The sequence below is a fragment of the Campylobacter concisus genome, from assembly GCF_015230015.1.
Classification (GTDB): Bacteria; Campylobacterota; Campylobacteria; order Campylobacterales; family Campylobacteraceae; genus Campylobacter_A; species Campylobacter_A concisus_AF.
Genome location: NZ_JAAKZC010000006.1, coordinates 58,879 through 77,850 on the forward strand (window position 1 = coordinate 58,879; position 18,972 = coordinate 77,850).

Here is an 18,972-nt window from a genome sequence, read left to right on the forward strand (position 1 = left end):
ATGAATTCCAGAAAATCAAAAATAACCATACTCTTTTTATTAATTACTTTTGGAATTTCAATCTTTGTGCTTGTTATATTTTATAGAGCGAGCATCGAGCGAAAGCTTCCTAAGCTTCAAACAAGCGACGTAAATACCGCAATCCGTGGCAACATCGTCACGAAAGACGGCTTTAGCATCTCATCAAGCCAGAAACTCTACAAAGTGATGCTTGACACCAGAAATATCGACCCAAACAAAAAAGAGATGTTTATCAAGCTCTACTCGCTTTACAGCGGTGACGATCCAAACAAAGTAAGAAAGATTATAAACGGCACAAAAGGCCTTGTCACGCTCTCTTACAGTATCGATGCAAAGGGCGCTACCTACCTTCAGGAGCTTTCAAGAAAGCTAAACCGCAAGGGTATCTTAATCTCATACCTTGACCCAAAAACTGGCCTTGCCTCATTTCAAGGTATGCGCGTGATGGAGAGCGGTCAAAACCGCAAATTTATGTCAAAAGACGCCCTAACGCCAGCTATTGGCTACGTGAGCAAAACAGAGAGTGACACACTTACCAAAAGCAAAGGTGTAAAAGGGCTTGAGAGATACTACGAAGACTACCTAGCTCCGATACAAAACGCCAAAATCCTTGGTCCGCGCGATATCGGTAACAACATAATTTTAACCAGCGATTCAAATTTAGCAACAAGGGTCGATGGCTACAACGCAGTTCTTTCTATACCGCTTAAATTTCAAACCAAACTAGAGCAAATTTTAGATGAAAAGCGCGAATTTTTAGACGCAAAAGAGCTAATCATCTGCATAATGAATAGCAAAAATGGCGAAATTCTAGCCCTAGCTTCTAGCTCAAGATACGATCCATCAAACATAAGAAAGCAAGATTACAGCGCACTAAATTCGAGCGCAAGCGAGTATGCATACGAGGTTGGATCGGTTTTTAAGCCATTTATCTTCTCCATACTACTTCAAGAAAAAAAGGTAAATCCTTTTGAGCTAGTAAATACCTACAACGGCCGCTATCAGCTAGGCAAAAGGATCATCAAGGACACCCACCCAGAGCCTTTTATGAGTGCTGAAGACATCATCGTGCACAGCTCAAACATCGGTATGATCCAGCTAGTAGATAGACTAAATGGCCCACAAATTTATCAGGGACTTTTAAATTTTGGCTTTTCAAGAAAGACAGGCATCGACCTGCCATACGAGCAAGTGGGCATGATGCCAACAGTTACAAAGCTAAACTCATCGACCTATAAGGCAACTGTGAGCTATGGATACGGCCTTCAAGCGACATTTATGCAGCTTTTGAAGGCTTATAACACCTTTAACAACAAAGGCATAGAGGTGACGCCGCACATGGTGGCATACCTTGAGCGAAATGGCAAGCGCTACGATCTGCCAAAGAGCGAGCCAGCACAGGTCATCTCACAAGAGACCGCAAAGATAATGAAGAGAATTTTGATAAAAACAGTTGAAAAAGGTACTGGCTTAAAGGCATTTACACCGGGTCTTGAGATAGGCGGCAAAACTGGCACCGCGCACATCGCTTCTGGCAAAGGCGGATATAGCAACACCTATAATGGCTCCTTTTTTGGCTTCGTAAACGACACAAGAGGCAACAGCTACACCATAGGCGTTTTAGCAAGAGATCCTAAAAAACCTTACTACTACTTTGGTGCGCAAAGTGCGTTGCCGACATTTAAAAAGGCCGTTGATCTAATGGTTGAAGATGGTTATTTATTCCCAGATCCTAATGTCATAGCTGAGTTTGAAGCTAAAAAAGACAAGCTCAAAAACGACAAAGCAAACCAAAAACCGGCTTTAGATTAAATTTAACTTCTAAGGTATGAATATTAAATTTCAAATTTAGAGTTTAAAGTAGAAATTTGGATCTAGGCAAGTGGCCTAAATCCAGAATTTATGCAAGTCCAAGTTCATTTAAGACAGAGCTTAAATTTACAGAATTATTTGTATTTTTGCCAAGGCTATTTTGCTTCTCAAGCAGTGTTTGGCTCGTAAGTGCCATGTTTAGCTCTTTGCGGTAGTCACTTAAAATTTTATCCATTATTTTAAGTAGCTCATTTTTTTGATCCTGCGTTTTGGTCGGATCATTTATGCTTAAAAGCTCGGTTAGCTCCTCTTTTTTCTGAGCTATTTTCTCTTCTATCTTGTTTGAATTTAGCTCATTCATAAAGCCAGCAGCACCGATTTCTGTAAGCCTTTTCTTAAACTGCTCAAGCTTGTCTGAAACCTTTGCCTCGCTTGTGATCTTATCAAGCGTTAGACTTAAAATTTCATCAAAACTATTTTTTTTATCTTTAGCTTTGCTTGAGCCTGACTGCAACAAATAATCGATAATATCGTTATTTTGAACCTTCATACATCTCCTTTTAAATTTGAGATGCTTTTTATAAGCAAGATTTATTCCTAAAGGCTAAATTCTCTAGTGTTTTTTGATTTTTCTAGGATAAAACTGGCAAATTCATCGCTAAAATTTGGACACTGGGCGACTTTGTAAAAGCTAAAATTTAGCTCTTTTGCAAGCTTGGCATACTCTATAACTAACTCAAAAATGGTCTCAGAGTTATCTATACAAAAAGAGAGCGGATAGATAAGCGCTTTTTTATTTTCGCACTTTGCTAAAGCCTCATTTAGAGATGGCTCTAACCATTTAACTGGGCCAAGACGCGACTGATAAGCAAGGCTCACATCTTTAAAATTTAGCCCCTGCTCTTTTAGCATTTTGCTTAAAATTTGCACATGTTCGTTTATGTGTTTTTCGTAGATATCGCCATTTTCTATGATCTTGCGAGGCAAAGAGTGAGCTGAAAAGATGAGGCTAACATCGCTTATATCGGTATCTTTTATCGCTTCACGGATGTGAGAGATAATGATCTTATTGTAAGCGTCATCATCATAAAATGGCTCACAAAGTGAAATTTTAGCTTTTAGTTTAAGCTCCTCTTTTGCCTTTTTAAAATCAGCTAAGCTCGAGGTTATCGTAGTTTGTGAGTGATGAGGATAGAGTGGCAAAAGAACTATCTCATCAAATTTTTCATACTTTTTAAGCACATCTTTTACAAATGGCGAAGTGTAGTTCATCGCAAAATCAACTGCGTCAAATTCGCTTTTAAGGCTTGAAATTTTCTCACAAAGCCTAGCAGTAAGCTCGCAAAGTGGCGACTTTCCGCCTATTTGCTCGTAGTTATGCTTCGCAGTTTTTAGCCTGCCTTTTGTGATCATGAAAGCTACAAATTTTCTTAAAAATTTATTTTTTATACCCAAAATATATGGGTCATTAAACATATTTGTTAAGAAAATTTCGACATCATCTAGGCTGTTTGCACCGCCCATATTTAAAAGCAAAAGAGCTTTTTTCATCAAAATAGTTCTCTTATTTTTATCGCGTCATCGATGTTTGAAAGTTCGCCACTCTCGCCACTTTGGCAAAGATCGTAAAAAGCCTCGTATTGCGCTTTTAGCTCGCTATTATTTGTATCTATCTTTAAATTCATCTGTCCATTTTCGCTCACTTGATGAAGCTTGTGATCGATGAGATCGCCAAAATAGACGCCATTTTTTGCATTTACCTCTATCTTAAAGCGCTCTAATGAGCCACAAAATGAGTCGGTGATATGCACTAGAATTTGATTTTTACTTTTAAAGCTTATCGCCGCGTTATCGGCACTTTTGGCATTTGTCTTGTTTGTTTGAGTGTAGTAAAAGTCGCTGACTTCAGAATTTATGATATTTTTTGCTAGGTCGATGTCAGAAACTGAGAGCTCATTTATGATATTTCCGTCGCAAAGTGGCTTAAAATGAGCGATAGAAATGCTATAAATTTCCTCTTCTTTTAAAAGTGCTTTTTTAAGTGACAAGATAGTTGGATTAAAACGCTCTGAAATGCCCGTGCAAACCCTAGTTTTGTTTGTTTTAGCGGCATATTTTATCTCTTTTAGATCTGCGATACTTTTAAAAACTGGGCGTGAAATGAGGATATTTTGGCAATATTTTGCACACTGGCAAAATGCCTCCACCATCTCCTCTCTTGGCGAGCAAAGCACGACTGCTTGAGGCTGGGCAACCTCTATAAATTCTTTAAAATCAGTATAAAAATCAGCTCTGCAAAACTCATCAACATTGTCTTTGTCAAAAATGCCACAAATTTCAAACTCGTTTGAGCGTCTAAGCTCTAAATAATATTTTTTACCTGTGCTGCAATAGCCGATAATGCCGATTTTTAGCTTCACATTCACCCTTTAAAACTTTAGAAATTTTTAATTATTTTATTTACAAATCGCTTTTAAATAGATAAAACAAGAGATAGTTTTCAAAATATCACTATTTTTTCTCTTTTTAGAATTTCGCAAACGAATTTTGGCTAAAATCAAGCAAAATTTTAAAACTAACGAGGATAAAAATGCAAAATTTAGATATAAGAAAGGCATATCTTGATTTTTTTAAATCAAAAGGTCACGAAGTAGTAGCTTCTGCACCACTCGTGCCAAACGATGCAACACTACTTTTCACAAATGCTGGCATGGTGCCATTTAAGAGCATTTTCACAGGCGAAGTGCCACGCCCAACACCACCTATCCGCACTAGCTGTCAGACCTGCATAAGAGCTGGAGGCAAGCACAACGACCTTGATAACGTCGGCTACACAGCGCGCCACCACACATTTTTTGAGATGCTTGGCAACTTTAGCTTTGGCGAATACTTCAAAAAAGAGGCGATCTCTTACGCTTGGGAATTTGTCACAGAGGTGCTAAAACTACCAAAAGATAAGCTTTATGTGACCGTTCATGAAAGCGACGATGAGGCGTTTGAAATTTGGAGCACTCACATCGCAAAAGAGAGAATTTACCGCTTTGGCGACCATGATAACTTCTGGCAAATGGGCGATACTGGACCATGCGGCCCTTGCAGTGAAATTTTTTACGATCAAGGGGCTGAACACTTTAACACACCTGAAGACTACATGGGCGGCGATGGCGATAGATTTTTAGAGATCTGGAACCTTGTTTTCATGCAGTATGAAAGAAGCGCGGACGGCAAACTAAGCCCACTACCAAAGCCAAGCATCGATACTGGCATGGGACTTGAGCGTGTTACTGCTATCTTGCAAGGTAAATTTAGCAACTACGACAGCACACTTTTTATGCCGCTCATCAACGAAGTGGCAAAGCTTTGCGGCAAGCCATACGTCTATGAAAGTGGCGCTAGCTACCGCGTCATAAGCGACCACATCCGCTCAGTCACATTCTTACTAGCTCAAGGCACGACATTTGACAAAGAAGGTCGTGGTTACGTGCTTCGCCGTATCTTACGCCGTGCGATCCGCCATGGATACTTGCTAGGCATAAAAGAGCCATTTATGTATAAGCTTGTCGATAAAGTTTGCGAGCTTATGGGCGGACACTACACCTATCTAAACGATAAAAAAGCGGCTGTAAAAGAGCAGATCAAACTTGAAGAAGAGAGATTTTTAGCGACTATCGCAAGCGGACTTGAGCTATTTGAGAGTGAGCTTAAAAATACAAAAGAAATTTTTAGCGGAGAGGCTGCGTTTAAACTCTATGACACATTTGGCTTTCCACTTGATCTAACGGCTGATATGCTTAGAGAAAAGGGCTTAAAGGTCGATGAGGCAAGGTTTGATGAGCTTATGAGCGAGCAAAAAGCACGTGCAAAAGCTGCTTGGAAAGGCAGTGGCGACAAGAGTGCGAAGGGTGACTTTAAAGAGCTACTTGAGAAATTTGGCGAGAATAAATTTATAGGCTACGAAGAGCTTAAGAGTAAAAGTAAAATTCTAGCCCTACTTGATGAAGAATTTAAAAATATAGATAGCCTGGATGCTGGCAAAGAGGGCTGGGTGATGTTTGATGTCACTCCATTTTACGCTCAAAGTGGCGGTCAGTGCGGCGATAGCGGTAAGATAGCAGGCAAAGCAAATGTGCTTGATACGCAAAAATTCCATGGACTAAATTTATCTTTAGTAAAAACTAGTGCGGCGCTAAAAGTTGGCGACGAAGTTGAGCTTGAAGTGGGTAGCGACAGAGCAGAGACTGCGCGACATCACAGTGCTACACACTTGCTTCATGCAGCCCTTAGAAGCGTGCTTGGCACACACATCGCTCAAGCTGGCTCAAACGTCGAGGCAGACAGGCTAAGGTTTGACTTCTCTCATCCAAAGGCGCTTACTAGTGAAGAAATTTCAAAGGTCGAAAACCTTGTAAATGAGTGGATATTAGACGGTGCAAATGCAAAAACGCAGGTTATGGAGCTTGAAGAGGCTAAAAAAAGCGGAGCGATCGCACTATTTAATGAAAAATATGCCGACAAAGTAAGAGTTGTGAGCTTTGGCGATGTCAGTAAAGAGCTTTGCGGTGGCACACACGTGAAAAATATAGATGAGATCGGATCGTTTTTCATCACAAAAGAGAGTGGCGTAAGTGCTGGCGTTAGGCGTATAGAGGCTGTTTGCTCAAGGGCTGCGCTAAATTTAGCAAGGTCATTTAGAGCTGAGCTTGAAGAGCTAAAAGATGAGCTAAAGAGCACAGAGCCACTAAATGCTGTTAAAAAGCTAAAAGGCGAGATAAAAGGCTTAAAAGATAAGCTAAAAAACGCTAAAAGCTCTGAGGAGCTAGCCTTTATCAATGTAAAAGATACCAAGCTTTGTGTGGCACACATCGATGGTGGCGACATAAAAACTTTGATAGATGAGTTTAAAAATGGGCATGAAAAGGCTGCTATTTTACTGATCCAAACAGATGAAGAGGGTAAAATTTCTCTTGCAGCTGGCGTGAAAAATGCTCCACTAAAAGCAGGTGCGTGGGTTAAATTTGCAGCGCAAATTCTAGGCGGCAATGGCGGCGGCAAAGACGACTTTGCAACAGCTGGCGGCAAAAACGCTCTAGCCATCGAAGACGCCGTAAAAAGCTCACTTGAGTATGCAAGGCAAGCTTTAGAAAAATGATTCATCAAGAGATCGCTTTTTTTAAATTTGATCAACTAATCATCTTCTTGCACATTAGTTTCGTAGCTCTTTTTATAGGGCTACAAGCTGGTTTGGTGCTTACTGGAAGCTATTTTATAAAAAATAAATTTGAAGATAAAGAGCGCTATCACATCTTGCTTCACATCATAAGACGCTTTGGACTAGCCATCTTTGCACTAGCTCTTGGCATCGCACTAACTAGCCTGATAATTGTCTTTTACTTTGATGATGGCAAAATGCAAAATCCGATGGCAAGTGCGATAGCAGCGACTAAATGGGCGATAGAGCTATTTTTACTCTTAAATTTAAGCTACATCTTTTATAGATACAAAAAGGCTTTAAAAACTCTAAGATCACACGAGATGATCGAGCTAAACGAGAGCCTAATCGTCATCATCTACTACTTCACGCCACTAAATTTACTAGCCTCGCTTGCGGCTGTCTATCTTGGCGTGAGCTATAGGGGCTTTTTATGATCACTCTTGCTTCTAGCTCGCCAACAAGGGCAAATTTACTAAAAAATGCTGGGATAGAATTTAAACAAATTTCTTGCAGCTTTGATGAGAGCATGGTAGCAAAGAGTCTAAAACCAGAAATTTACGTCCAAAACGTCGTAAAAACTAAAAAAGAGCAGTTTTTAAAGGCAAATGGCAAGCTTACAAATTTACTCTTTGCAGATAGCTGCGTGGCTTGCGGGGGTAAAATTTTAGGCAAAGCAAAGGATGAAAACGAAGCACTTGCTATGCTAAATTTACAAAGTGGCAATGAGTGTAGCGTCTATACGGCGATGATATTTTTAGGCGAATTTGAGCTTATAAATGTGAGCAAGACTACATATAAATTTGATAAATTTAGCGAGCAAGAGCTAAAAAGCTACCTAGAAAGTGGCGAGTGGCGAGGTAAAGCTGGAGCCATGACGATAGAAAATTTTAATAAAAAATACATCACCTCCCAGCACGGCGAGACAAGCACGGCAATGGGGCTAAATTTAAAAATATTAAAGGCATTTTTATGAAATACATCTTGGCATTTATCTTTGTAGTTGCCATCGCACTTGGTGGAGCGTTTTTATACTTTTATTCGCAGGTGAGATTTGACGCTTACACCATCATCGACTACAAGCCAAAGCTTGCGACACAAATTTTTGATAGAAACAACGAGCTTATCGCAAATATCTTTGAAGAAAATAGAATTTATGTAAAATATAACGACATCCCGCCACGTGTCATCGAAGCACTCGTGGCTATCGAGGATACGAGCTACTTTGAGCATGGTGGTATCAACGTAGAAGCCATGGCAAGAGCGGCGATAAAGGATATCAAAGCTAGAAAGCTAGTCGAGGGCGCATCCACGCTAACTCAGCAGCTCATAAAAAACCTAGCCCTAAGCCGCGAGAAGAAATTTACAAGAAAGATAAAAGAGGTTGTGCTTGCTATGAAGCTTGAAAGCGAGCTTAGCAAAGAGGACATCATCGAAAGATACCTAAATCACGTATATTTCGGCCACGGCTACTACGGCATAAAAACGGCTGCAGAGGGGTACTTTAGAAAAGAGCTAAATGAGCTAAGCATAAAAGAGATAGCGATGCTAGTTGGCATGCCAAAAGCGCCAAGCACCTATGATCCTACAAAGCACCTTGACCTCTCACTTAGCCGTGCAAACAGGGTCCTTGAGAGGATGTATAGCATCGGCTGGATAAACGAAGACGAGTACCGAAAGGGCGTGCTTGAAGAGCCAGCAGTCTTTGACGATACGCTCACACGCAATAAAGCTCCTTACGTGGTCGATGAGATCATAAAAGAGGCTTCAAAGAAATTTGACGATATAAAAACTGGCGGTTACAAGATACAAAGCACAGTCGATCTAAACGTGCAAAAGATCGCTCAGGATGCCCTAGTCTATGGCTACAATGAAATTTTAAAAAGAGATAAAAAGGCAAATCCAGAGATGCTAAATGGCGCTATCGTCGTCACTCATCCACAAAGCGGACAAATTTTAGCACTCATCGGAGGTATCGACTACGCAAAAAGTAGCTACAACAGAGCGACACAAAGCAAGCGCCAGCCAGGATCAAGCCTTAAGCCATTTATCTATCAAATAGCCCTTGATAGCGGCTACTCAGTCGTCTCTCAAGTAGCTGATATCGCTAGGACGTTTGACATGGGCAATGGCAAAGAATGGACGCCAAAAAACTATAGCGGCGACTTTCAAGGCTACATCACGATAAAATCAGCCTTAACCCAGTCTCGCAACCTCGCAACCATAAATTTACTAAACGATCTTGGTCTTAGCTCAGTTCGCAAACAGCTTACAGATATGGGCTTTAACGACATCCCTGAAAATTTATCAATCGCACTTGGTAGCTTTGGAATTTCGCCACTTGACTTTGCGAAATTTTACTCGATGTTTCCAAACGATGGCGAAGTGGTCGAGCCTACGCTCATTAAGCATATAGAAAATAGCTTTGGCGCGTCGATGGACTATGAGCCTCAAAAGAAGCAGGTGCTAAAACCTGAGCAGGCATTTTTGATGACTACCTTGCTTCAAAACGCCGTAAACAACGGCACTGGGCGCAACGCAAAGGTAAATGGCATCCAGATCGCTGGCAAAACTGGCACATCAAACAACAGCATCGATGCTTGGTTTTGCGGCTACTCGCCTGATATCGAGGCCATCATCTGGTACGGAAACGACGATAACAGCCCTATGAAAAAAGTCGAGGGCGGCAGCAGGACAGCTGCACCGGTCTTTAAGAAATTTATGGAGGGCTACATCAAGCTCTACCCTACTCTAAGGCGTGCGTTTGAGCAGCCTGATGGCGTCTATAAAGGATACTACAACGGCGCTGATGAGTACTACACAAACGACTCGCCGTTACCGCAAAATACGCCAACAAATGATATCATTCAAGATCAAGAAAACGATGGATTATTATTTTAGGAGATAAGATGAAAAAATTAAAAATTTTACTTTGCCTAGCGCTTGCAAGCCTTGCATACGGCGCTGATCTAAACACAGCTAGTAAGAGCGAGCTAATGAGCCTTGGGCTAAACAAAAGCCAGGCACTAAATGTCATAAAGTATAGAAAAGCTCATAAATTTACAAGTGTCGAGGAGCTTGAGAAGGTTCAAGGCATCGGCTTTAACGACATGCAAAAGGTCAAAGAAAAGCTTAGTGTAAAAGATAGCCAAAAGACCAAAAAAGCTGAACCTAAAAAGAAAACAAAAAGTAAAAAGCTAAAAAGTAAGAAAAAGAAAAAATAGTTTTTCTCTTCTAAATTTCTAGCCATTTACATTTTAGCTCTATCATTACGCCGCTGAAAGAATGTGGCTAGAAATGCTAAACATCGACAAAATAAGACATATAAGCTTTTTGTAATTTTTAATTTTATTTGTAGCTTATATGTTTTTCATAAACTACATATTTTTATTCAAGGGCGTGTTTTTAGGATTTTTATCGGGCGACACTTTGTCTTTTTCTATACTGCTTTTTGCTCTACTTAGCATATTTTTTCTTTTGCTCTTTGCTGGAGTTTTTTGTATTTTGTTCGTACCATTTTTACTAAAACCTCTGGCTATTTTTCTTATCGTAATTAGTAGCATCTCTGCTTACTTTATGCAAGCTTATGGTGTCATTATGGATAAAAGCATGCTATTAAACGTCTTGCACACTGATACAAGAGAGGCCTTTAGCTATTTTAATGCTAGCTTAGCTCTTTGGCTTATTTTTGTAACCATCCTGCCTTGCATATATGTAGCGCTTGTAAAGATTAGCTATGGAAGTTTTAAAACTGCACTAAGATCAAGGGTGAAAATAGCCCTTAGCACTTTGGCAAGTGCAGCTGTAATCTTTGCACTCATGTCTAAAATTTTTATACCATTTTTTAGAGAGCATAACGCCTCAACCATAAGCGTTTTACTCCCATACTATCCTATCTACTCTAGCATAAGATTAGCAAAGTCTTTGGCGCAAAAACCACTGCCTTTTACCTATGTAGCAGATGACGCAAGGCTCACAAATGATAAAAAGAAAATTTTAATTTTGATAGTTGGCGAGACACAAAGGAGTAAAAACTACTCACTAAATGGCTACGCTAAAAACGATACAAACAAATTTAGCAAGCAAAAAGATGTGGTAAGTTTTACAAATTTCTACTCATGTGGGACTGCGACAGAGACTAGTGTGCCTTGCCTATTTTCAGACTTAAAGCGAGAAAATTTTAGCAACCGCGAGGCTAAGGCTCGTGAAAATTTAGTTGATATCATCAATAAACTTGGCATAAAAACATACTTTTTTGGCAACAATAGTGGCGGCTGCGAAAAAAGAGGAGCGGTGGTTTGCAACAACCTTGATCAAAACCACACTTCAGAGCACAAAGCAGTTGGCTTTGATGAAGTGATATTTGATGAGGCAAAAAAGGTCATAAAAGATGCAAACTCCACTACTTTTATTGTATTGCACCTACAAGGCTCACATGGTCCTATCTACTACAAAGACTACCCAAGTAAATTTAAAAGAATTCACTCCAACTTGCGACACTGGCGAGCTAAACAAATACACCCCAGACGAGATAGCAAACACCTATGACAACACCATTTTATACGAGGACTATCTGCAAAGCGAGCTGATAAACGCCCTTGAAGCAAAAAAAGATAAATTTGAAGTCGCTATGTTCTTTTTTTCAGATCATGGAGAGAGCCTGGGCGAAAATGGCATATATTTACACGGACTGCCTTACTCCATCGCTCCAGACAGCAAAACACATCCCAGCCATCATCTTTTCAAGCGATAGCGAGCTTTTAAAAAGGCTAAAAACTAGAAAAGACGAAAGTCTTTCGCATGATTTTGTCTTTAGCTCAGTTCTTGGATATTTTGGGGTGAAAACTAAGGCTTATGAGCCAGAATTTGATATTTTTAGGCAGTAAATTTAAAGCCAGCCTAGGCAAAGCCCGAAGCTGGCGCAAATTTAAAAGCTGATCTCTTTTATATCAGCTACTTTTAATATCTCGCTATAAATTTGACCGATGATCGCGACGCGGTTATTTCGCACTTTCTCGTTTTCAACGTTTATCATAACTTTGTCAAAAAACTCATCTATCTGCGGCTTTAGTACAAATAGCGCTTTTAGTCTTGGCTCGTAGGCTAGGCTCTTATCAACCGCTTTAAATGCGTCATTTAAGGCCTTTTCAGCATCTATCTCAAAGAGGCTCTCATCGACCTTACTAAATTTATCATCTTTTATGATGTTTGCAAGGCGCTTAAATGTCGAGAAATTCTCTCTAAAATTTGGCTCACTTGAAATTTTAGCAAGCGCCTCTATCATCTTAGTTAGCTCCAAGATATCTTTCTCGCCGCTTTTTATGCAAGCTTTTACTATAGAGGCGTTTGCGTCAAAGAAGGTATAGAGTCTATCAAGGATGAAATTTATAAGCACCTCAACGTCAAATTTCTTATACTCTTTTGCGATATCTTCTAAAATTTCTTTTACATTAAATTTCAAATTATGCGCCAAAACGATCTTGATCACGCCATTTGCCGCGCGCCTTAGAGCGTATGGATCTTTCGTACCGCTTGGGATTTTGCCGATACTAAAAAGCCCCATTAGCGTATCAAGCTTATTTGAAAGTGCCACAACCGAGCTAAAGACCTTACTTGGGCACTGTGCCTCCTCGCCGTCTGGCAAATACTGCTCTTTTATGGCTAGAACGACGTTTTCGTCCTCATTTTTAGCCTTTGCATAGTAAGCTCCCATGACGCCTTGAAGCTCGGTAAATTCATAAACCATCTGCGTTGTAAGATCAGCCTTGCTTAGCATCACAGCTCGCTCAAGCTTGGCTCCATACTCGCCAGCTTCTTTTTTCAGTATCTCATCATAGTTGTAAGCTAGTTTTTTAGCCACTTTTAGCTCTCTAAGCTCCTTTTCGTAGATGCTTCCAAGCTCTTTTAGGTAGGTTATATTTTTTAGTTTTTCTGGGCCAAATTCGTGCGCTAGGTCGCTTTGCCAAAAGAACATCGCGTCACTTAGCCTTGCTCTTAGCACCTTTTCGTTGCCCTTGATGATGAGCGAATAATCTTTTGTGATGGCGTTGCTAACGACAACGAAGCCATTTGCGAGCTTGCTATCCTTAAAAACTGGGAAGTAGCGCTGATTTTCTTTCATAGAAGTGATGATGACCTCGCTTGGAACCTCCAAAAACTCCTCTTCAAACGAGCCAAGAAGCGCTGTTGGATACTCGGTGATCGCCACGACTTCAGCCAGCAGGTCTTTGTCGATCTCTATTTTTAACCCACTTTTTTGACTGATCTTTTCAAACTCATCAAGTATGATTTTTTCTCTCTCACCTGCTTCAAGCACGACACCACGGCTCTTTGAGCCATCAAAATACTCTTTTATACTTGAAATTTTTATCATGTCGTAGCTAACGCTTCTGTGCGGATACGTAGAGTTGCCACTTGCCACGCCAAATTTATTAAATTTAATGACCTCGTCACCAAGAAAACACAAAAACGATCTTATCGGTCGGATAAACTCAAACTCACCGTTGCCCCAGCGCATAGACTTGCCAAAACTAAGGCCCTTTAAAAACTCCTCAACCATGTCGCCCATTATCTTAGCGACTGGCTCACCCTTTACCTCTTTTTCGTAGTAAAGCACCTCTTTGCCGTCTATCTCTTTAAATTTAAGCTCGCTCTCATCTATGCCACATTTACTTGCAAAGCTAAGTGCCGCCTTTGTAAAAGCTCCGTCTTTTAGTGCTACTTGCTTTGGCGCACCGACAAAACTAGCCACGCTATCTGGCTGAGACTGTGGGAATTTCTCATGGAAAAAGACCAAACGGCGCGGTGTGTAGTAAAATTTAAAAGGGCTTTTGATGTTATATTTTTCAAGCACAGCCTGCCATTTAGCATTGATGTTTGGCAGCTCCCTTAAAAATGGTATCGCTGGAAGCTCCTCGACTCCGATCTCTAGTAACAACTCTTTCATATCTCACTCTTTTTATTAAAATTTTCTCTTTTTTCTCTTATCATCTCTCTTGCTCTCTCCTTCTCTTGCGCCTGCAAAATGACGCCTCTTATCATAAATATCACAAATAAAACAAACGCTGCGATCATAAAAATATCTAAAATTTGCACCATCTACTCCATAACGATCTCTTTTTCGTTTTTATAAATTTTCACCCTTGCCTGCTCAAAGCTATACTCGCCATCTTTTAGCCTTTTTTTGCTATAAACTCTGATTTTGCCATGTGGTGTATACAAGTAGCCACTCTCTAGCTTGCCTGAAATTTTAGCGATCACGTCGCCACTTCTAGCCTCACTTAGTTTTGAGCTATCAAGTAAATTTTCACTCACATCTTTTGTGCCATGCTCATTTATGATCTCATAAGAGCTCACTTCAAGCGCCTCATTGTAAAATTTCACTCGCCTAATCAAAACGTCAAGCTCATCGCCCACGCCGACACTATTTTTAGGATCAAAAACGTAAATTCCACGGCGATTTTTCGAGATGATAAAGCCATGTTTATCTTTTAAGATGACAACGGCTCTTTCAACTAGCGCTGGTACATCCTCAGGATGCTCAAAAAGCGTCTCTATGTCAGCTTTTTTATAGTTTTGATCCTCTACTTTTTTAGCTTCTTTTTTTAAATTTTCATTTGCAAGCTTGCCACTTTTAGCAGGGCTCGGTTTGGTTGAGATTTTAAATTTAAGCGCAAAGTGATCTGAGTAAAGATCGCTCTTAGCAAAGCCATGCTCATCAACCACAAAGCTTGGCTTAAAGACCTCAAAACTGCCATCAATGTAACTTAGATCGCCATTTGCCATAAAACTAGACGATAGCAAAACGTGATCAATGGCACGCTTTTTGCCATGGACTGCATGAGAGTATCTATCTTTTGGGGCTAAAAAGCTATAAAGATCGTAAAATCCACGAGTTGCGATGATATCGTTTAAGATGGATTTTTGCCCATAAGGTGAGTTAAAATCGCCCAAAACTATGGCGTTTTGCTCATCAATAAGAGCTGCCCTTAGCGTTCTTTCGGCCTTTTTTTGCATATTTATGCCGTTTTTATAAGCTGGGAAGTGATTAACAAAAATGCTAAATTTCTTACCCTCCACCTCAAAAACGACCTTTAAAATGTTTCTAGTTTTTACATTTGGCACTTCAAAAATTTCAATGCCATTTGGCTTTATCTTTGACACAATAGCCAGCCCAACTGGAGAGTTTTTTGCCTTGCTAAAGGCTATAAATTTATACTCACTGCCATTTACTAAAGCCTTTAAAACCTGCTCGTTTTCAACCTCTTCAAGTGCGATGATGTCGGTATCTATGGCATCTATGACCTGTCTTGTTCTTTTTAGTTTTGAGCTAGCCACCTCGCAGTCCCACTTTGAAGTGCCAGATTTAAAGTCAGGATATTCGCTGCCATCATCCTTGCAGTCAAATAAATTTTGCACATTATAAGTTGCGATGCTTATATCGCTTGCAAACGCCATCAAAACGGCAAAAACTAATGCAAAAAGCGCTCTCAAACCTCGCTCCTAAAGTCGAATTTAGAGATGTTTTGTCTGATCGCCTCATATGCGATGATGCCAGCACTCATGGCTAAATTTAAGCTCCTGCCCTCTTTTCCCATCGGGATCGTTATGGCATTTTTAAAATTTATATCCATAAATTCCCTTGGCAGCCCAGTGCTCTCTCCGCCAAAAAATATAAAATCTCCTGGCTCAAATTTAGCGTCGTAGTAAAGCTTATTTGTCTTTGTCGTAGCAAAGAAAAATCGCTCTTTATGGCTTAAATTTGTCTGTAAAAACTCATCTAGGCTCTCCCAAATTTTTGGATCTAAAATTTTCCAATAATCAAGCCCAGCGCGTCTAACAGCCTTTTCGCTCAGGTCAAACACGGTTGGCTTAACGATGTGTAGCTTCAAATTTGCATTTACGCACATTCTGCCGATAGCTCCGGTGTTTTGCGGTATCTGAGGATGGACTAGGACTATGTTAAACATAAATTTATTTTTGCCTTAAAAAGTGTTATAAACTGCCTTATTCTAGCCAAAATGGGCTTTTAAGAGTTTTAAAATTTAAATTTTATTTATCTATAAATTTAGCGTTTTGCAAGAGTTTCAAGGTGCTTTTTGATAGCAAGCAACTGCCTTCGTTTTATCTCAGCGGCGATCATCTCATTTTTAAAGCCAGCCGCCAAGATCTCGCTCACACCAACCTTTGCGTCAAATTTAGCCTCATAAACTCCAAGCTCTTTTGCACGCTCTATGCGTTCATCGTTGTAAGCTCCCAGCCATGATTTTAATGGCATATTTAGCGCGATTTGTAGCATCTCTGCGTCACTTGGCATATCTTTAAAATATGGCTCTTTTAAGATAGAAAAATAGCTCTTTGGCAGGCGCATTTTCTCTAAAATTTCCTTTGCGTCAAGCTCAAATTTACCAAAAAGCATATACAAAAACAGCCTCTCATCATCTACGAAATTTCTAGCGCTCTTTAGCTCAGACAAAAACTCATTATTTTCACAAATTTGCACGCCAAAAATTTGCTCAAAAAGAGAGAGTGCAAAAAGATAAAACGCCCCTTTTTCAAGATGCTCTGAGCGAAAAAATTTAATGAGCTCGGTATTTATCCTATCCTTACTTAGATGCGCTAGATCAAGCGTTTTCATAAGCTCTAGCGTCTCGTCAGCTATGCTAAAACCAAGCCTAGCGCTAAACTGCACGCCACGTAGTACCCTTAGTGGATCTTCTTTAAATTTCTCACTATCGATGTGCCTTAGCGTCTTGCTATCAAGGTCCTTTTTGCCGCCATGAAAGTCTAAAATTTCGCCGTTAAAGATATTCATCATCATGGCATTTACCGTAAAATCACGCCTAAGACTAGCAAGACTTGGATCATTTATGTAGCTTACGGCAAAGTCTTTGTGAGAATTTCCAGTCTTGCTCTCGCTTCGTGGCAGCCCAAGGTCGTAGTTTTTGTATTTGTAGATGAAGTAGCTTTTGCCAACACCACTAGCTCTTATGCCGGCCATCAGCTCGTCAAATTTGAGAGGCTCGATGTCATAAACCTCGATGTCATAATCATAAATTTCTCGCCCCAAAAGCGCATCTCTCACGCAGCCACCTACTAGATAGACGCGCTTGCTAAAAGGGGCAAATAGCGATCTAAAGAAGTCTAGCTCGCTATTTTTGTAAATTTCTGTCCCAGTTTTTACCTCAAATTTATTATTTTGAGAGATTTTGTAGTCTATTTTCGATGTTTGCAAGGGTAAATTCTAAAAATTTAGTCGTTAGCTCTAGCCTTTGGCCAAGGTCTTGCTCGCTAGTTTGTTTAAGCCCTTCAAAAAGCACTTCTATGCGCTCAGCAAGGTTTGCTAAGAAAATTTCCTCCTCGCTTATCTCTCTGCTCTTTGGTGAAATTTGCGCCACCTTTGGCTCTGGCTCGATTTGCGCACTTGACACGCTTTGCACACTTGCTTCAAGCTCTGGCTCATCAGCCACCTCTTGCTCACTAGCCTCCATAGCCAAAAGCTCTTTTTTTAAATTCTCCCTTTCAAGCTCCTCTTGCTTTTTGTTTTGCAGCGCCTCTATCTTCTCAAGCTCGGCGCTAACCTCACTAATGGCCATCCTAGCGATATCATCAAGCTTCATAATCTTATCAACCACCTTTTAAATTCATTTATCTCTTCGTCACTTTTCATCCTGATAAAAAACTCTTTCATCTGCTCGTTTTTTATCGCGCGCTCCTTGCGAAGTCCGCTCAGGCGGTTTATCGCGCTAAGGGCGTCCTTGTTTGACGGGTCTTGTTTTAAGATGTTCTTGTAAATTTCAAGCGCATCGTCTTTTAGCCCTTGAGCCTCGTAGATCAGTGCTTCAGTGATTGTGTTTTTCATTTTTGATAAATCCTGCTATCACGTCGCCTATCTCGCTTGTTGAACAAATTTCAACTGCGTTAAAAGCGGCGATATCTTTTGTTCTATATCCCTTTGCAAGCGCTGTTTTTACGGCACTTTCTATCGCGTCCGCTGCCTCGCTCTCGCCAAATGCGTATCTTAGCATCATCGCTGCGCTTAAAATGGTCGCGATCGGATTTGCTATGCCCTGCCCTGCGATGTCTGGAGCTGAGCCGTGAATAGGCTCATAAATTCCCACTTTGCCGCCCATGCTAGCACTTGGTAGTAGGCCTATCGAGCCACAAACCATACTCGCTTCGTCGCTTAAGATGTCGCCAAATAAATTTTCAGTAAGTATGACGTCAAAATTTGCAGGCGCTCTTACTAGCTGCATCGCTGCGTTATCGACATACATAAAGCTAAGCTCTACTTCAGGATAGCTCTTCGCCACCTCGCTAGTCACCTCACGCCAAAGCTGGCTTGTCTCAAGCACGTTTGCCTTATCGACCATGCAGACCTTTTTCTTGCGAAGTATAGCCGTCTCAAAGGCGATCTTTGCGATGCGCTCGATCTCAAATTTAGTATAAACCATCGTGTTAAACGCTCTATCTTCGCCTTTTTCACGTGGCTTGCCAAAGTAAAGCCCACCTGTTAGCTCACGCACCACGACAAAATCAACTCCCTTTAAAACCTCTGGCTTTAGCGTGCTAGCATCAACTAACTCGTCAAAGATGATGGCTGGGCGTAAATTTGCGTATGCCTCTAGCTCTTTTCTTATCTTTAAAAGCCCACTTTCTGGCCTTAGGTGTCTTGGCAGGCTGTCCCATTTCTCGCCGCCGATCGCTCCAAAAAGCACAGCGTCGCTATTAAGTGCTGATCTTAGCGTCTCATCTGGCAGTGGCTCGCCAAAAACGTCGTATGCTGCGCCACCCATGAGCTTGTAGTCGTACCCAAATTTCATACCAAACTCGGCACTTACAACGTCTAAAACCTTTATCGCCTCGTCGATGATCTCAGGGCCGATGCCATCGCCTTTTATAACGCAAATTTTATAGTTTTTCATCGCCGC

At 40.7% G+C, this 18,972-nt stretch carries 20 protein-coding genes; 9 read left to right on the forward strand and 11 right to left on the reverse strand.

From position 1 onward, the window contains the following. Entirely contained in the window at positions 1 to 1,833 is a 1,833-nt protein-coding gene (locus tag G6W42_RS04650; protein ID WP_194173136.1) for a peptidoglycan D,D-transpeptidase FtsI family protein, read from the forward strand. Between the two features lie 88 nt (positions 1,834 to 1,921). On the opposite strand, the gene G6W42_RS04655 is transcribed toward G6W42_RS04650, so the two are convergent. From G6W42_RS04655 to G6W42_RS04665, 3 genes are read right to left on the reverse strand one after another with little or no spacing between them, the layout of a single operon-like run. After that, on the reverse strand, positions 1,922 to 2,383 hold the full coding sequence (locus tag G6W42_RS04655; protein ID WP_009294079.1) for a hypothetical protein: 462 nt from the start codon (positions 2,381 to 2,383) through the stop codon (positions 1,922 to 1,924). A gap of 47 nt (positions 2,384 to 2,430) precedes the next feature. Next, positions 2,431 to 3,384: a ferrochelatase gene (hemH, locus tag G6W42_RS04660; protein WP_194173137.1), complete on the reverse strand. Its 954-nt coding sequence runs from the start codon at positions 3,382 to 3,384 to the stop codon at positions 2,431 to 2,433. Then, positions 3,384 to 4,253, reverse strand: a complete 870-nt coding sequence (locus G6W42_RS04665) for a Gfo/Idh/MocA family oxidoreductase (protein ID WP_194173138.1) — start codon at positions 4,251 to 4,253, stop codon at positions 3,384 to 3,386. The genes hemH and G6W42_RS04665 overlap by 1 nt, the downstream gene beginning before the upstream one ends. 170 nt (positions 4,254 to 4,423) lie before the next feature. Here G6W42_RS04665 and alaS point away from each other — a divergent pair, with 170 nt between their 5' ends. The 8 genes from alaS to G6W42_RS10505 all read left to right on the forward strand — a co-directional run bounded on the left by alaS (position 4,424) and on the right by G6W42_RS10505 (position 11,928). Next, positions 4,424 to 6,982, forward strand: coding sequence for an alanine--tRNA ligase (gene alaS, locus G6W42_RS04670; protein WP_194173139.1), 2,559 nt, complete (start codon positions 4,424 to 4,426; stop codon positions 6,980 to 6,982). Next, positions 6,979 to 7,479, forward strand: coding sequence for a 3-isopropylmalate dehydratase (locus tag G6W42_RS04675; RefSeq protein WP_194173140.1), 501 nt, complete (start codon positions 6,979 to 6,981; stop codon positions 7,477 to 7,479). The genes alaS and G6W42_RS04675 overlap by 4 nt, the downstream gene beginning before the upstream one ends. Next, on the forward strand, positions 7,476 to 8,018 hold the full coding sequence (maf, locus tag G6W42_RS04680) for a septum formation inhibitor Maf (protein ID WP_194173141.1): 543 nt from the start codon (positions 7,476 to 7,478) through the stop codon (positions 8,016 to 8,018). The genes G6W42_RS04675 and maf overlap by 4 nt, the downstream gene beginning before the upstream one ends. Further along, the gene (locus G6W42_RS04685; protein ID WP_021085860.1) at positions 8,015 to 9,943 is read left to right on the forward strand and encodes a transglycosylase domain-containing protein; all 1,929 of its coding nucleotides are present in this window, start codon (positions 8,015 to 8,017) and stop codon (positions 9,941 to 9,943) included. The genes maf and G6W42_RS04685 overlap by 4 nt, the downstream gene beginning before the upstream one ends. 8 nt (positions 9,944 to 9,951) lie before the next feature. Further along, complete coding sequence (locus tag G6W42_RS04690; RefSeq protein WP_194173142.1) at positions 9,952 to 10,266, forward strand: helix-hairpin-helix domain-containing protein; 315 nt, start codon at positions 9,952 to 9,954, stop codon at positions 10,264 to 10,266. A 139-nt stretch (positions 10,267 to 10,405) separates the two neighbouring features. Then, positions 10,406 to 11,590, forward strand: a complete 1,185-nt coding sequence (locus G6W42_RS04695; protein WP_242042696.1) for a phosphoethanolamine transferase — start codon at positions 10,406 to 10,408, stop codon at positions 11,588 to 11,590. Further along, positions 11,478 to 11,795, forward strand: coding sequence for a sulfatase-like hydrolase/transferase (locus tag G6W42_RS10800; protein WP_430640599.1), 318 nt, complete (start codon positions 11,478 to 11,480; stop codon positions 11,793 to 11,795). The genes G6W42_RS04695 and G6W42_RS10800 overlap by 113 nt, the downstream gene beginning before the upstream one ends. Next, the gene (locus tag G6W42_RS10505) at positions 11,713 to 11,928 is read left to right on the forward strand and encodes a hypothetical protein (protein ID WP_242042697.1); all 216 of its coding nucleotides are present in this window, start codon (positions 11,713 to 11,715) and stop codon (positions 11,926 to 11,928) included. The genes G6W42_RS10800 and G6W42_RS10505 overlap by 83 nt, the downstream gene beginning before the upstream one ends. Before the next feature lie 41 nt (positions 11,929 to 11,969). On the opposite strand, the gene glyS is transcribed toward G6W42_RS10505, so the two are convergent. From glyS to leuB, 8 genes are all read right to left on the reverse strand, one after another. Continuing rightward, positions 11,970 to 13,988, reverse strand: a complete 2,019-nt coding sequence (glyS, locus tag G6W42_RS04700; protein WP_194173143.1) for a glycine--tRNA ligase subunit beta — start codon at positions 13,986 to 13,988, stop codon at positions 11,970 to 11,972. Continuing rightward, complete coding sequence (locus G6W42_RS04705) at positions 13,985 to 14,137, reverse strand: hypothetical protein (protein ID WP_162141601.1); 153 nt, start codon at positions 14,135 to 14,137, stop codon at positions 13,985 to 13,987. The genes glyS and G6W42_RS04705 overlap by 4 nt, the downstream gene beginning before the upstream one ends. Before the next feature lie 3 nt (positions 14,138 to 14,140). Continuing rightward, a complete protein-coding gene (locus tag G6W42_RS04710) occupies positions 14,141 to 15,535 on the reverse strand; it encodes an endonuclease/exonuclease/phosphatase family protein (RefSeq protein WP_194173144.1) in 1,395 nt (464 codons plus the stop codon). Then, a complete protein-coding gene (locus G6W42_RS04715; RefSeq protein WP_194173145.1) occupies positions 15,532 to 16,011 on the reverse strand; it encodes a tRNA (cytidine(34)-2'-O)-methyltransferase in 480 nt (159 codons plus the stop codon). The genes G6W42_RS04710 and G6W42_RS04715 overlap by 4 nt, the downstream gene beginning before the upstream one ends. A gap of 98 nt (positions 16,012 to 16,109) precedes the next feature. Continuing rightward, positions 16,110 to 17,276 carry a CCA tRNA nucleotidyltransferase gene (locus G6W42_RS04720; RefSeq protein ID WP_194173146.1) on the reverse strand — a complete coding sequence of 389 codons (1,167 nt, stop codon included), beginning with the start codon at positions 17,274 to 17,276 and terminating at the stop codon, positions 16,110 to 16,112. Then, positions 17,236 to 17,661: a CiaD-like domain-containing protein gene (locus G6W42_RS04725; protein WP_194173147.1), complete on the reverse strand. Its 426-nt coding sequence runs from the start codon at positions 17,659 to 17,661 to the stop codon at positions 17,236 to 17,238. Before G6W42_RS04725 ends, G6W42_RS04720 begins: the two co-directional genes overlap by 41 nt. After that, positions 17,658 to 17,903: a hypothetical protein gene (locus G6W42_RS04730; protein ID WP_021089560.1), complete on the reverse strand. Its 246-nt coding sequence runs from the start codon at positions 17,901 to 17,903 to the stop codon at positions 17,658 to 17,660. Before G6W42_RS04730 ends, G6W42_RS04725 begins: the two co-directional genes overlap by 4 nt. Further along, entirely contained in the window at positions 17,884 to 18,966 is a 1,083-nt protein-coding gene (leuB, locus tag G6W42_RS04735; protein ID WP_194173148.1) for a 3-isopropylmalate dehydrogenase, read from the reverse strand. The genes G6W42_RS04730 and leuB overlap by 20 nt, the downstream gene beginning before the upstream one ends. Positions 18,967 to 18,972 lie beyond the last annotated feature (6 nt).